A 15,499-nucleotide genomic window follows, 5' to 3' on the forward strand; every position below is an offset into this window, starting at 1 on the left:
ATCGTTTTGTCTCCAAAATATTACGTTTTCAAGGCAAAATCGTATAATTCTCAAAATGCCTGAGGCAGTTTAAAAAAAACAACAATTTTCTGAGTGCCGACCCGATAACGCTGAGCAATACCTAAGATTTTTTATTCTCTGATTTTTGACGGATTCTCCTTGAATTACAGTCGTTCAGTGTGGAGTATGCATTAAATTTTTACCGAATAGATTTAATATTTATAATAATTATGGATAAACTTTACAATTTGAGCCGCACTTTTACCTGTGTTGGGTTTGCGAAAATCCAATGGTCAAAGGTGCCCTATACCTTAACCTTTCTTTTCCTCCTCAGCTCCTGTTTCTCTGCTTTTGCGCAAACAACAGTAACGGGTGTGGTAAAGGATAACAAAGGAATTACTTTGCCTGGTGTGAGTGTTAGGGTTAAAGGCACCACAGTTGGGGCAGTAACCGATAATGATGGAAAATTTTCAATCAAAGCAGCAGAAACTGCAACCCTAACCTTTACTTATGTTGGTTATGTAAATAAAGAGGTTGCGGTAAATAGCAAAAATACCCTAACCATTGTTTTAGAAGATAACTCTCAGGGATTGGATGAGGTAGTTGTGGTTGGTTATGGTGCGCAGAAAAAATCTACCTTAACTGGTGCTATTGCACAGATCAGTTCGGAGGAGATTATGAAATCGCCAACCCCAAACCCTACCAATAGTTTAATTGGTCGCTTACCAGGCTTATTGGCTGTACAAACTAGCGGACAGCCCGGTGCAGATGGTGCCCAGCTAAAGGTTAGGGGTGTTGCAACCTACGGGGCCAACAATGCGGCTATTGTGGTGGTTGATGGGGTAGAAAGGCCGAGTTTTTCGGATGTGGATGCAAGTGAAATAGAAACCATCACGGTATTAAAAGATGCGGCTTCTACTGCTATTTATGGTATCCGTGGTGCAAACGGTATTATTGTAATTACCACCAAACAGGGTAAAATTGGTGCTCCAAAGGTAACCTATACCGGTAATTATGCCTTGCAAACTTATACTGGTTTAGCTGTAGGATTGCCAGCACTTGAAAGTGCAATTTTGTTAAACCAATCGTACACTAATGATAACAAGCCCGTATTTTTTACTGATGCTGAAATCCAGAAATTCAGGGATAAATCAGATCCGATTGGTTATCCTGATGTGCAATGGTTCGATTATTTAACCAAAAAATATTATTCGCAAACGCAGCACAACATCAACATCAGTGGTGGAACTAAAGTGGCCAAATATTTTGTTTCGGCAGGTTACGCCTTTCAGGATGGTATTTTCAAAAAGTTCGATTCACCTTATGGGATCAATACAGTTCCAAATTACAACCGTTACAATTTCCGTTCGAACGTAGATTTAACGCTGAATAAGGATTTTACTGTTGGAATTAAACTGGGCGGCCGTTTTGCCGATCGTTATCAGCCGGCAGGTTTAAGGTCGTCATCTGCTTTCTCTTACGATACGATTGAAGGAATGATTTCGCGGATATTGCAGGTTCCTGCTTATGCTTATCCGGTTACTTTGCCTGATGGAAGAATTACTGCAAACCCTAATGTGGGTACAAATATCTGGAATCCTTATGCTGTTTTAACGCGTTTTGGAACCCGAAATGATGATAACAATACCATCGAAAGTACTTTTAATCTCAATTATAAATTGGGCTTTATTACCAAAGGTTTAGGCTTTAAAACAGTTTTCGGTTATGATTCTTATTATAACAATATCGAAAGAAGAAATGCAAACTGGGCTGCTTATGTATATAACCCAGCAACTGGTGAGGCTACTTTATCAACCGATACCCGCAACAGGGATGAGCCTTTAGGTGCGGTGCAAGATGGTGGCGTTACTGAAGGGAGTACCAACATGAATATCCAATCGGGATTTGATTATAACCGAGATTTTGGAAAACACAATGTAAGTGCTTTATTATTGGGCACCAGGCAGTTAATAAAATCTACAGGATCTACTGCATTTACCGCTCCTCCAAAAGCTTCGCAAGGTGTTGCAAGCAGGGTAACTTATAATTATGATGAGCGTTATTTTGCAGAATTCAATGCATCTTATAATGGATCAGAAAATTTTGCAGCAGGCTTGCGTTATGGTTTTTTCCCGGCAGTTTCGGCAGGGTGGACATTAACCAATGAGCCTTTCTGGAAGAAAAACGATATCCTTTCTTACTTTAAAATCAGGGGTAGTTATGGTTTGGTTGGTAACGACAGGATTTCGGATAGCCGTTTCTTATTTTTAACCAGTTACTCAACTTATACCACAACAACAGCTGGTGGGCAGGTAACTCCATTTGGAAATCCTAACTCCATAACCAATTATCCAACAATTCTAATCAGAGATCCTCAGTTTTTTGGGGCTACAGGAAACGATCTGGGAAACCCAATTGTAACCTGGGAAACCGGAACCAAACGCAACATCGGTTTTGAAGCGCGTTTATTTAAAGATAACTTAAAAGTGACGGCAGATTTGTTTGACGAAACCCGGAGAGATATTTTAACCCCATCATTAAGTGGTTCGGCACTTTATGGCCATACGTATCCAAACTTTAACAGAGGGATTGTATACAATAAAGGTTACGAAGTTGAACTTGATTACCAAAAACAGATAGGCAGCATTACAGTTGGTTTAAATGCACAGTTGAGTTATGCCAAAAATAAGATAGTAGAAAACGATGAACCAGATGGCCTGCCGGCTTCATTGGTAAGAAAAGGAGCAAGTGTTGGCCAGTTTTTTGGATATGTAACAGATGGTTTCTACCAATCGGCCGCAGATATTGCTGCTTCACCAAAATTACAGGGCTACCTGCCAATACCAGGCGATTTAAAATTTAAAGATTTAGATGGTGATGGCATTGTTACCAGTTTAGATCAGAAAGCCATTGGCCATACCAATACACCAGAGTACATTTATAGTTTTAGTCCACGTGTTTTATACAAAGGATTTTCACTTTCGGTGTTATTTCAGGGAGTTGGTAATGTAAGTTCCAATGTTATTTTGAACGAGCAGAACAACGGGCAACAGATGTATCCTTTTATGCTCGATTCATGGACACCTGCAACGGCAGCAACAGCAACCTGGCCAATTATCCATGCAAGGGGAACTGCATCATTAAATTATGCTTTAAACGATTTTACTTTACAAAATTCTGCCTACCTCAAAATCAGAAACGTAGAATTTGCCTGGAATTTACCAAAAGAATGGGCCACTGCATTGAAGTTAAGCAATGTGCGGGTATTTGTGCAGGGGCAAAATCTTTACACCTGGACCAAGTATAAATTTTATACCGATCCTGAAAACGTAAACACGATAAATACCGCTTTCCCATTGCAATCAATTTATCCTACTTCAAAGGTGTACAATTTTGGTTTAAACGTTCAATTCTAAGATCATGAAAAATTATAAAATATTTACAGCCATTCTTTTATTAACGCTCTTCTCGGTTTCCTGTAAAAAGGACTATTTAGAACGTACGCCAGGGGTGGCGATTAGTGAAGATGAAATTTTTGCCGATCCGGCACTTGCTGCAAGATTTGCCGATAATGCCTATAATTATGTAATTACAAAATATGTTCGCTTTAACGATCACCGTGGTTGTACAGCACAGGCATCTGATGAGGCCGTTTCCGGAAACTCAGAAGGCTCGGTAACTTCCTTAAACCGAGGTTTATATCACGATCATTCTAACGGACCCTCATTAAATGATATTTATGGGGTTTGGAAACTGATGTATGCGGGTATTGCTGTAGAAAATAAAATGCTCGCCAGGATAGGGGAAGTGCCTTTGCCTCCGGCAGCTAACGTACCAATATTCGATGCCAAGCGCGTAGAAGGTGAAATGCGTTTCTTACGTGCGTTATCTTATTTCGAACTTACTAAAAGATTTGGTGGCGTACCCATTATAGATAAGGTTTATGCCGTAACGGATGATTTGAATAGTGTACCAAGAAGTTCTTTTGCCCAGGTAACCGATTTTATCCTTAAAGATATTGAAGTGGCCATTACCAAACTGGGTACCGATGCAGAATATGGCCCATCTAATTATGGTCGCCCAACCATTGGTGCTGCGTTAGCTTTAAAAGCACGGGTATTGTTGTATGCTGCAAGTCCGTTAAACAATCCAAATAATGATAAAACAAAATGGCAGGTTGCTGCTGCTGCGGCAGCTGATGTGATGGCGGGCACTATAGCCAGACAAACGTATTCATTACAGCCTAATTATGGCGAATTGCTGAATCTGCCTTCTTCGCCAGAATATATCATGATGAGGATAAAAGGCCCAACGCCTTTAGCTGGAGAAATGATGCAGGATTTTTCAATGTCGCCAGGTTCTGGTGGTGCACAAGGACAAATGAACCCTACACAAAACCATGTGGATATGTATGAAATGGCCAATGGTAAAGCCATTACCGATCCTACTTCAGGTTACGATCCACAAAAGCCATATCAAAACCGAGAGCCACGTTTTTATAACAATATTATTTACAACGATTTAGCATGGCAGGGGAGGAAAATCGAAATGTGGACCACTTTGGATGCCAATAATAAAATATTATTTGGTAAAGATTATAGCACAACTATAACCTATACCGCAACACGTTACTATTGTAAAAAATACTGGCCTGAGGTTTACCGTACCGTTGGTGGAAGTACTACGTTGTTAAATTACCTCTATTTCCGTTATGGTGAAATATTATTAAACTATGCTGAAGCACAGAATGAAGCAGTAGGACCTGATGCCACAGTTTATGCACAGCTTATAGCCCTTCGTCAACGTGCAGGAATTACAAAAGGTGCGGGCAGTAATGGTTATGGCCTCAAAGATAACATGACCCAGGATGAAATGCGTGCAGTAATAAGACACGAACGCGCTATTGAGCTGGCTTTCGAAGATCACCGTTGGTACGATATTATGCGTTGGAAAATTGGTGCACAAACCATTGCGGTGCCAATGAAAGGTATGGATGTAGTTAAAAATGCCAATGCAACTTTTACCTATACCCCAATTGTTTTAGGGCCAACTTATCAGAAAACCTGGACAGAAGCTCAAAATCTTTATCCAATTCCCAGGGCAGAAATTTATAAAAGTAAGGGAGTGTTAACTCAAAATCCGGGTTGGGAATAGTAGGGAATTAATATAACGCTAAAAAGATTTTTCAATATGAAATTTATAAAATCAAAATATATCATTTGTCTCTTATTCATGATGGCAGGAGTGCTACATGTTTATGGGCAAAAATCTGATGAAAGATTAACCGTAACGGGTAAGGTAGTAGATCAGGATAAGAAGCCCCTGCCTGGAGTAGCCATATCCATACAGGAAGATAAAACGAATAAAGCGGTTTCTACAGGTACTGATGGTAGTTTTACTATCGAAACCACTACAAGTGATGTGCTGATATTCAAATTTGTAGGTTATGGTACCCTATTAAAACCAGCATCAGATGTAAGCAGGGGAGATATTGTATTAACCAAATCACTGGTTGATGCTGGCGATGATGATGATGTATATATTCCATTCGGTGTTCGGAAAAGAAGAGCGATAACCGCAACAATTAGCACCATCAGGGCTGAAGACCTTCCTCAGATACCTTCATCTTCATTAACCAATGTTTTTACCGGCAGGTTAGCAGGTTTAGCAGTATACCCGAGTGGTTCGCAGCAGCCAGGTTACGATGCTTCTAGTTTTTTAGTAAGGGGCCGTTCATCATACAACAGCAATCAGGAACCTTTGGTAATTGTTGATGGTATTGAAAGAGATTTCACCTCAATGGACCTTAATGAAATTGAAAGTGTAAGTGTTTTAAAAGATGCGGCAACCTTGGCCTGGTATGGGATGTATGGCGGTAACGGCGTAATTTATGTTAAAACGCGCCGCGGCAGTGCAACTTCTACCAAAGTAAGTTTTGATGCACAGGCTGGCTTACAGGCACCTATGCAAATTACAGCTCCGTTAGATGCATTTTCTTACGCAACGCTATACAATGAAGCTTCCATCAACAGCGGTGGTGCTGCAGTGTATAGTCAGACAGCTTTACAAGCTTACCAGGATGGCTCAGACCCAATAAAATATCCAAATAACAATTTTGTACGCGATTTTACCAAAAAGGTGGCACCAACACAACGATATGTTGCTTCAGTAACAGGTGGCAATGCCTTTATTAAATATTATACCGTATTAAGTGCCTACCAACAAGGTGGTTTTTACAAAGGAGGAAACAATGAAACATATGATGCCAATACCGATTTTAACCGTTATAACCTCCGCACCAATTTAGATTTGCATGTAAATAAAAATTTAGATGTTGCGCTTGATATTGGTGGCAGAATTACCAACCTTACTTTCCCAAATGCAGGTACAGCTACTTTTTTAACCACTGTATATGCTACACCGGCCAATGCTTTTCCAATTTTAAATCCTAACGGAACTTATGGAGGTACTTCAGTTTATCCTCAAAGTAACCCCTTGGCTATGTTACAGGCAAGAGGTGCAAGTACCGATTTAATGCGGAACATGATTGCCACTATCAGCGCCCGCCAGAAAATGGATGGCATTTTAAAAGGTTTATCTGCTGAAGTGTTTTATGCTTATGACATTGCAGGTTTATACCGTTCAGGATTCTCTGAAACTTACGCCACTTCTGAAATCGGGACAGATGGAAAATATCTTCCTGCCTACGGTACAGCAAGCAAGGTAAACTACCAGGGAAATGTTTTTTCTGGAAACGTTAAAAAAAGTGAGTTTTGGGCAGGATTGGATTATAACCGCACCTTTGGTCAGCATGATATTAAATTTTCAACGCGTGTTTCAAGAGCAAACTTATCGTCATTCGGCAGTTTGGATGTAAGGAGAGAGGGTTGGTCTAACCGTTTATCATACAGCTTTATACAACGGTATTTTGTTGATGTAACCGCTAACTATTCGGGTTCAGAGAATTTTGCGCCAGGTAAAAGGTATGGTTTTTTCCCTGCGGCATCAGCCGGATGGATCATCTCTGATGAAAATTTTATGAAAGGATCTACCAGTTTTCTTGATCTTTTAAAAATAAGGGGTTCTTATGGTTTAGTGGGTAACGATGCCATTGGCTCTGCCAGAAGGTTCGCCTTTAACGATTTCTACAGCAGAAGTACAACCGGTTATAACTTCGGTACCGCTTTTGCCGGAGTAAGTGGTTCTGGTCAGTTGGCTTTGGCTAATCCCGATTTAACCTGGGAAAAAGCATATAAAACCAGTTTAGGTTTCGACGCTAAACTGTTTAAACAATCTTTATCAATCAGTGCCGATTATTTTTATGAGGATAGAAAAGATTTAACCACAGCTTCGTTATTGCCTAGTTTGCTTGGTCAAAATTTAATTTATGTAAATGAAGGTGAGGCCGAATACAGAGGTTTTGAAACAGGTATTAATTACAATAAGAAAATCGGAGAAGTAAATGTTAATCTTTTCGGAAACTTCACTTATAACGTAAGTAAAATACTGGCTATTAATGAAGCAGCTGGCCTGCCGGCTTATCAAAAACAATTGGGGCATCCCATTTCGAGTGTAATTTCTCCGGCAGCTACAGCTAATACAAGTGCCGGTTATATATCAACTATGCTGATCTCTGATGGTATTTTTCAATCGCAGGCTCAGATTGATGCTTCGCCAAAACAAATCTTATCAAGAGATGTAAAACCTGGCGATATTAAATATGTTGATCAAAACGGTGATGGAGTAATCAATGATCTGGATAGGGTGAGAACCGATTTCAACTTTGTACCTAAAGCTTTCTTTGGTTTTGGTGCTTCAGTATCCGTTAAAAATTTCGATATCAACTTTTTATTTCAAGGTACCAGTGGCCGTTCCATTACCATTCAAAACTTAGTAAACTCGGGTAATGCAAACAATGGTTATTTGAGCCAGTTTAGTGTAGATAGATGGACACCAGCTAACCCCGGTGCCGCTTACCCCAGGTTATTGTTAACCGATAGAGGCAATAATACAGCCAACTCAGACTTTTGGATCCGCTCCGGCGATTACATCAGGTTAAAAAACGTAGAGCTGGGTTATTCTCTGCCTCAATCCTTTACCAGGAAATTAAAAATCTCACAGCTCAGGTTTTATGTAGGTGGTTTAAACCTCTTAACATTTGATAAACTAGGCGATTTACCTATCGATCCGGAATTGCCTGAATCGGGATACAATGCCTCATATCCTTACATGAAAATTTATTCATTAGGGTTGAACCTGAAATTTTAATAGATAAGACAATGAACAATGAAACCATCATGATTTTACAACTTTCAGTTAAGATATGCTTAAAATCATGATAGCTTCATCACCATTAAAATAAAGAAAAAAAGATGAAAAAAAATATATTTTATCTCCTTCTTGCCCTTGTAATTTTACAGGTTGCCGGATGTAAAAAAGATGGATTTCTTCAGGACGGATCTTTTAGCGGGGGTAACGATGTTACTGAAGCGCAACTGTGGGCCAATCCTGATTATGCCAGAAATTTTTTAAACAATGTTTATGCCTCACTTTCCGATCGGTATAACCTTGGCGATGGTGCCTTATTAGCCTCTGGAAGTGATGAAGCCGTAAATTCAAATCAGAATGCCTCAATTTCTACCCTAAATAATGGTACTTGGAGTCCGGTTAGAACATTTGATGATGTATATGCCGATATGTATGCTGGGATTAGAAAAGCTAACATGTTCCTCGAAAAGATAGATGCAGCTGCAATTGTGCCAATTGATGAAGTTTTACCAGCAAATGTGCCCGAAAATCAAACCCTTGCTTCGCAAATAGAGCGTTTAAAAGGGCAGGCTTATTTTTTAAGGGCTTTTTTCGCATTCGAATTGCTTAAACGTTATGGCAGTTTTCCGATAGTAACCAAAACCTTAACCATTAACGATAACTTAGATTTGCCAAGAAACACCTTTGATCAGTGTGTTGCGCAGATTTCGGCTGATTGCGAATCGGCAATAACAAGGTTGCCTGCTTCTCCGTCTGATTGGAATAATGTAAACCGGGGTAGGGCTGCAGGAACTTCAGCAATGGCACTTAAAGCTAGAATGTTGTTGTATGCGGCCAGTCCACAATATAATCCATCGGGCGATGTTAGCAAATGGCAGGATGCAGCCAATGCGGCAAAAAGGTTAATGGATACTGGTAAACATGGTATATATGCCTCATACCAAAACATATGGTTATGGAATGTAGCCAATGCAGCTTATAATAATGAGGTTATTTTTGCTACACAAACACTCAATACCAATACGATAGAATCAAATAATGCACCTATTAGCTACGATGGGGCAAACGGACGTACAAACCCCACACAAGAACTGGTTGATGCTTTTGAAATGAAAACCACGGGTAAACCGATTACAGATGCAGGTTCTGGCTATGTAGCCAATAATCCTTATGCCAACCGCGATCCAAGGTTGGGTTTTGCAATATTATATAATTCAGCCTCAATTCAACCAGTTACAGCGCCAGGTAATGCGGCTTATTTGCTCACACAATTTAAAGGAAAACCTGTAGAAACCTTTGTTGGCGGTAAAGATGGACTTGGCCTAAATGTAAACGCAACAAAAACAGGCTATTACATGCGTAAATATTTAAGTGAAAGTGCCGTTTGGGCAGGTACAGCAACCAATGTTCGCCGTCCTTGGATATTTTTTAGGTATGCCGAAGTTTTATTAAACTATGCCGAAGCATTAAATGAGGCACAAGGTGTAGCGGCTTTAACAGAAATTCTGAGATCAGTAAATGCAGTTCGCCAAAGAAAAGCTACAACTACTTCAGCACAAAATGTTGATATGCCTCCATTGCAAACCACAAACCCATCGGGCCCGGGTTATGTTGCCCCAACAAAAGAAGAACTCCGTAAAAGGATTCATAACGAACGCCGGGTGGAGCTTTGTTTCGAAGAACACCGTTTTTACGATGTACGCCGCTGGAAAGAAGGCGAAACCACATTTAACAAACCTGTTACAGGAATGCGCATTGTACAGTTAACGCCAACTACATTTAGCTATACCCCATTTGTGGTAGAAAACAGGGCTTTTACGGCTAAAAACTACTTATATCCAATTTCGCAGAATGAATTAAATAAAGCTCCAGGTTTGGGGCAGAACCCTGGATATTAACCAAAAACTAGATTTTGCTCAAATTTAGGCGGGCGGTGGAAACACCGTCCGTTAATTAATTGTTAGTTTTGAAACAGTCAATTAATTAAATTAAAACTTAAGTTATGCTAAAAACAACCTATAGCGTATTTTTAATCTGCTTTTCGCTCCTTTCATCCATCAGTTACGGTCAGGTTACGGCTATACAGAACATTCAGGCACGTAAAATCCAAAGTTTGAACGGCAAATGGAATTATATTGTCGATCCATATGAAAATGGCTATTATGATTATCGCCACGAACCATTCGATCAATCCAAAACCGGAACAGGTGGTTATTTTGACGATAAAGTTCAAAAAGATAAGTCAGAACTGATAGAATATGATTTTGATCATTCACCACAAATGAATGTTCCGGGCGATTGGAACTCACAGTCAGAAAAATTAGAACTTTACGAAGGCAATGTCTGGCTACGCAAAAAGTTTGATGCAAAACCCGAAAAAGGAAAAAGATATTTCGTGTACTTTGCTGCCGTTAATTACGAAGCACACGTTTACCTCAACGGAAAAAAATTGGGTGTACACAAAGGTGGTTTTACACCTTTCCAGTTTGATGTTACCAGCAATTTAAAGGTTGGCGAAAACTCTATTGTACTTAAAGTAGATAATATCCGTAAGCAAGATGAAATACCTACTGTAAATACCGATTGGTGGAATTATGGAGGCATAACCCGTGATGTATTTCTGGCAGAATTTCCCGATCATTTTATTAATGATTATAAACTTCAACTCGCAAAGGGAAACAAAAACCTGTTAAATTTCTCAGTAAAGCTTGCTGATGCAACTGCAGGGCAGGAGATTACACTTTCTATCCCCGAATTAAAATTAGAAAAGAAATACAAAACAGATAGCGAAGGCAAAATAGCTGATGAATTTACCTGGAACAATTTAAGCTTATGGTCGCCAGAAACGCCAAAGTTATATGCCGTAAACATTAAAACCGACAAAGAAAATATCAACGATAAAATTGGTTTCAGAACCATTCAGGTTGATGGTGACAGCATTCTTTTAAATGGTAAATCTGTTTTTTTAAGGGGCATATCCCTGCATGATGAAAACCCGCTATTAGCAGGCCGTTTACGTTCAGAAGGCGATATGCGCATGATGTTGCAATGGGCAAAAGATATGAACTGTAATTATGTTCGCCTGGCACATTATCCGCACAACGAAGAAATGATCCGTTTGGCAGATGAAATGGGTTTACTGGTTTGGGCTGAAGTTCCGGTATATTGGACCATCAGCTGGACCAACCCTGCAACATATGCCAATGCCAAACAACAACTTACCGATTTAATTGTACGCGATAAAAACAGGGCGAGTGTAATTGTATGGTCTATCGGTAATGAAACCCCTTTAAGCGATGCCCGTTTAAGCTTTATGAGCAATTTGGCAGAAACTGCCCGCACTTTCGACGATACGCGCCTGGTTGCTGCGGCTTTGGAGGTGCACCGTGAAGGAAATAACATCATTTTGAACGATCCTTTGGGCGAAAAAATCGATCTGGTAAGTTTTAATGAATATGCGGGCTGGTACTGGGGAGGTAATCCTTCAGAAATTACTAAATACAATTTCGATATTAAGTATAAAAAACCCGTAGTAATTACCGAATTCGGTGGTGATGCGCTCGGTGGTTTCCATGCTGATGAAAATACCCGCTGGAGCGAAGAATATCAGGAAGCTTTATACAAAAACCAAATTACCATGCTGAGCAAAATTGGTGCACTACGCGGTATGACCCCCTGGATTTTGACCGATTTCAGGTCGCCAAGAAGACAACATCCCATTTATCAAAATTTTTGGAACCGTAAAGGATTAATTTTCTATGTGCTGAAAGACTTTTACGACCAAATGCAGGTTAAATACAAATAGATTATGAAAAGATTACAGAGAATTAGTTTCGCTTCGAAAATAATGCTTTCGGTGTCGCTTTTAACCCTTTCTTGTGCAAAATACAAGAGTACCAGTATCGATCCTGGAATGGCAATAGCAGCACCAAAAATAGCAGAAATTACTTTGCAGGCAAATATGCCTTTCTTCATGGGGGCAGCTGTTAATGTAGGTTTATTGAAAAGCAATACGAACTACCGTAATCTGGTTATTAAAGAATTTAATAGTGTTACGGCAGAAAATGCCATGAAATTTGCATCCGTACATCCTGCAAAAGATACATACACCTGGAGCGATGCCGATTACCTGGTTGATTTTGCCGTAGCCAATGGAAAAAGAATACATGGCCATACCTTAAACTGGTACAAATCATTACCAGATTGGGTAAATAATTTCCAGGGGACTACCGCCGATTGGGAAAACCTTTTAAAAACCCATATTCAAACCGTTGTGGGCCATTTTAAAGGCAAAGTTGTTTCATGGGATGTAGTAAACGAAGCCGTTAACGAAGATGGTACCATCCGCAACAGCATTTGGGTGCAAAAGTTAGGCATTGATTATATTGGCAGGGCATTTCAATACGCACACGAAGCCGACCCGAATGCGTTACTTTTTTACAATGATTATGGGCATGAATTTGGCACCACAAAACGCACTGCAATACTAAACCTGGTTACCAGTTTAAAAAATAAAGGCATTCCTATTGATGGTATCGGCATCCAGATGCATACCCGCGTAACACAAAGCGATGCAAATTTAACAGCTGCCATTAGCACTGCTGCTGCCACAGGTTTAAAAATACACATTTCAGAAATTGATATTTCCTTAAATCCCGATAACGTACCATCCATTACATACACCACTGCTTTGGGCGAACAGCAGGCTGCAAAATACAAAACCATTGTTCAGGCCTATAATGCCATACCAAAAAGTCAGCAATTTGGCATTACCCAGTGGAATGTTACCGATGCAGACAGTTGGATTCCTGCAAATTACAATCGAGCCGATTGGCCTTTGCCTTTTGATGCACAATATCAGCGAAAACCGGCCTATCAAGCAATTTTAGATGGCGTTAAATAGCAAACATCAATTATGAGAAGATACTTACCATTAGCCTTAATTTTAGGGATTTCACTTTCTGCTTCTGCGCAGGATAAAAAAATCGAAAAGAAAATTGATTCCGTTTTGAAACTGATGACCCTCGAGGAGAAAATCGGTCAGTTAAATCAATATACAGGCGACAGGGATGCAACAGGGCCAATTACCAATAATCCGAATAAATTAAAGGATATCCGCGATGGTAAATTGGGATCCATGCTAAATGTGCGTGGGGCAAAAGAAACCAGAGCCGTGCAGGAAGTGGCCATGCAATCGAGAATGAAAATTCCGTTGATTTTTGGTTTGGATGTTATTCACGGTTACCGCGTTACCTTCCCAATTCCCTTGGCAGAAGCCGCAAGCTGGGATTTGGCCGAAATGGAAAACGCTGCAAGAGTAGCAGCCAGAGAAACCGCGGCTTCGGGTGTACACTGGACATTTGCGCCCATGGTTGATATTGCCCGCGATCCACGGTGGGGCAGGGTAATGGAAGGTGCAGGAGAAGATACTTACCTGGGTACTAAAATTGCATTTGCCCGTGTAAAAGGTTTTCAGGGTAAAGGTTTAGGCAACCTAGATGCCGTTATGGCTTGTGCAAAACATTTTGCAGCCTACGGTGCTGCAATAGCCGGTAGAGATTACAACGCAGTTGATATGAGCGAACATACGCTTTGGGAAACCTATCTGCCGCCATTTAAAGCTGCGATTGATGCAGGTGCTGCAACTTTTATGAATTCGTTTAACACCCTTAATGGCATTCCCGCTACTGGAAATAGTTATTTGCAACGCGATATTTTAAAAGGACAGTGGAAATACCAGGGTTTTGTAGTAAGCGATTGGGGATCTATCGGGGAGATGATTGCCCATGGTTATGCTAAAGATAAAGAACAGGCAGCCGAGCTGGCTATCAAAGCAGGAAGCGATATGGACATGGAAAGCAGGAGTTACCTGCCTGGTCTGGCCAAACTGGTTGCCGATAAAAAAGTGCCGCTTGCTTTGATTGATGATGCCGTGAGAAGAGTTTTACGCAAGAAATTCGAACTGGGCTTGTTTGATGACCCATACCGTTTCAGTAATGAAAACCGGGAGGAAAAGGAATTAAATTCTACTGAAAACAGAGCAGCTTCGCTTAAAATGGCCGAAAAAAGTATTGTGCTGTTAAAAAATGAAAATCAGGTACTGCCATTGTCCAAAAACTTAAAAAAGATTGCTGTGATTGGTCCTCTAGGAAAATCTGAAAAGGATATGCAAGGTTTTTGGTCTATTGCATGGGAGAAAGATAACCTGGTTTCGTTATACCAAGGACTAAAAAACAAAGTCGGCAACCAAACCGAATTATTATATGCCAAAGGCTGTGAAGTGGCCGACTCTTCTAAAACTGGTTTTGCTGAGGCTGTAGCAGTAGCCAAACAGGCTGATGTAGTAATTATGGCTGTTGGTGAAACGTTGGATATGAGTGGTGAAGCAAAAAGTAAAGCCAATATCCACATGCCTGGTGTACAGGAAGATTTAATTAAGGCCATACAAGCTACAGGGAAACCTGTTGTGGTATTGGTAATGGCCGGCCGTCCGCTAATTTTCAATTGGACAGCCGACAACGTTCCGGCTATAATGTATACCTGGTGGTTAGGAAGTGAAGCCGGTAATGCCATGGCCAATGTACTTTATGGAGATTATAATCCGGCAGGTAAATTACCTATGACATTCCCACGCGATGAGGGACAGATTCCTTTGTATTACAATTATTTAAGCACTGGCCGTCCGGCTAAAAATGATAAAGATACCCGTTACCGTTCTGCTTATCTGGATATGCCGAACAGTCCTAAATTCGCTTTTGGGTATGGTTTAAGTTATACCACTTTCGATTATAGCAATTTGGCTGTAAGTAAAACACAAATGAAACTGTATGATCAAATAAGTGTAAGTTTTACTTTAAAAAATACAGGCAAATATGCAGGTGAAGAAGTGGTTCAGTTTTACTTACAAGATAAGTTTGCTTCAGTTGTACGCCCTGTTAAGGAACTGAAAGATTTTCAAAAGGTGATGTTAAAGGCAGGAGAAAGTAAAACCATCACATTCACTATTAATAAAGAAAAACTTTCCTTTTATAACCAACAGCTCAAATGGGTTGCTGAGGCTGGCGGTTTCAAATTAATGATCGGAACTGCTTCGAATAATATTAAACTGGAAAAGGATTTTACGCTATTGAATTAGATTGGCCAGGGAGACACAGAAACACCCAATTATGTCGCAAGGCTACTTTGTGTGCTTAGTGCCTTCTTAGTGAAAAAATTAAACGGTTCGTGGCAA

General features: G+C 40.2%; 7 protein-coding genes. All 7 read left to right on the plus strand.

Annotated features, from left to right (window positions below):
• The first annotated feature begins 230 nt into the window (after positions 1-230).
• The gene (locus ASE74_RS04195; RefSeq protein ID WP_055904620.1) at positions 231-3,416 is read left to right on the plus strand and encodes a TonB-dependent receptor; all 3,186 of its coding nucleotides are present in this window, start codon (positions 231-233) and stop codon (positions 3,414-3,416) included.
• Positions 3,417-3,420: 4 nt separating this feature from the next.
• Positions 3,421-5,154: a RagB/SusD family nutrient uptake outer membrane protein gene (locus ASE74_RS04200; protein WP_055904622.1), complete on the plus strand. Its 1,734-nt coding sequence runs from the start codon at positions 3,421-3,423 to the stop codon at positions 5,152-5,154.
• A 36-nt stretch (positions 5,155-5,190) separates the two neighbouring features.
• A complete protein-coding gene (locus ASE74_RS04205) occupies positions 5,191-8,268 on the plus strand; it encodes a TonB-dependent receptor (protein ID WP_082458639.1) in 3,078 nt (1,025 codons plus the stop codon).
• 104 nt (positions 8,269-8,372) lie between these two features.
• The gene (locus ASE74_RS04210; protein ID WP_055904628.1) at positions 8,373-10,166 is read left to right on the plus strand and encodes a RagB/SusD family nutrient uptake outer membrane protein; all 1,794 of its coding nucleotides are present in this window, start codon (positions 8,373-8,375) and stop codon (positions 10,164-10,166) included.
• A gap of 104 nt (positions 10,167-10,270) precedes the next feature.
• Positions 10,271-12,073, plus strand: a complete 1,803-nt coding sequence (locus tag ASE74_RS04215; protein ID WP_055904631.1) for a glycoside hydrolase family 2 protein — start codon at positions 10,271-10,273, stop codon at positions 12,071-12,073.
• 3 nt (positions 12,074-12,076) lie between these two features.
• On the plus strand, positions 12,077-13,171 hold the full coding sequence (locus ASE74_RS04220) for an endo-1,4-beta-xylanase (RefSeq protein WP_055904634.1): 1,095 nt from the start codon (positions 12,077-12,079) through the stop codon (positions 13,169-13,171).
• 12 nt (positions 13,172-13,183) lie between these two features.
• Positions 13,184-15,403 carry a beta-glucosidase BglX gene (gene bglX, locus ASE74_RS04225; protein WP_055904637.1) on the plus strand — a complete coding sequence of 740 codons (2,220 nt, stop codon included), beginning with the start codon at positions 13,184-13,186 and terminating at the stop codon, positions 15,401-15,403.
• Positions 15,404-15,499 lie beyond the last annotated feature (96 nt).

The sequence above is a fragment of the Pedobacter sp. Leaf216 genome (genome assembly GCF_001421515.1).
In the GTDB taxonomy this organism is placed as follows: Bacteria; Bacteroidota; Bacteroidia; order Sphingobacteriales; family Sphingobacteriaceae; genus Pedobacter.

Excerpts from the sequence above, each read along its gene's own strand:
- ASE74_RS04195 (WP_055904620.1), top strand. The coding sequence starts at position 231 with ATGGATAAACTTTACAATTTGAGCCGCACTTTTACCTGTGTTGGGTTT.
- ASE74_RS04200 (WP_055904622.1), top strand. The coding sequence starts at position 3,421 with ATGAAAAATTATAAAATATTTACAGCCATTCTTTTATTAACGCTCTTC.
- ASE74_RS04205 (WP_082458639.1), top strand. The coding sequence starts at position 5,191 with ATGAAATTTATAAAATCAAAATATATCATTTGTCTCTTATTCATGATG.
- ASE74_RS04210 (WP_055904628.1), top strand. The coding sequence starts at position 8,373 with ATGAAAAAAAATATATTTTATCTCCTTCTTGCCCTTGTAATTTTACAG.
- ASE74_RS04215 (WP_055904631.1), top strand. The coding sequence starts at position 10,271 with ATGCTAAAAACAACCTATAGCGTATTTTTAATCTGCTTTTCGCTCCTT.
- ASE74_RS04220 (WP_055904634.1), top strand. The coding sequence starts at position 12,077 with ATGAAAAGATTACAGAGAATTAGTTTCGCTTCGAAAATAATGCTTTCG.
- bglX (WP_055904637.1), top strand. The coding sequence starts at position 13,184 with ATGAGAAGATACTTACCATTAGCCTTAATTTTAGGGATTTCACTTTCT.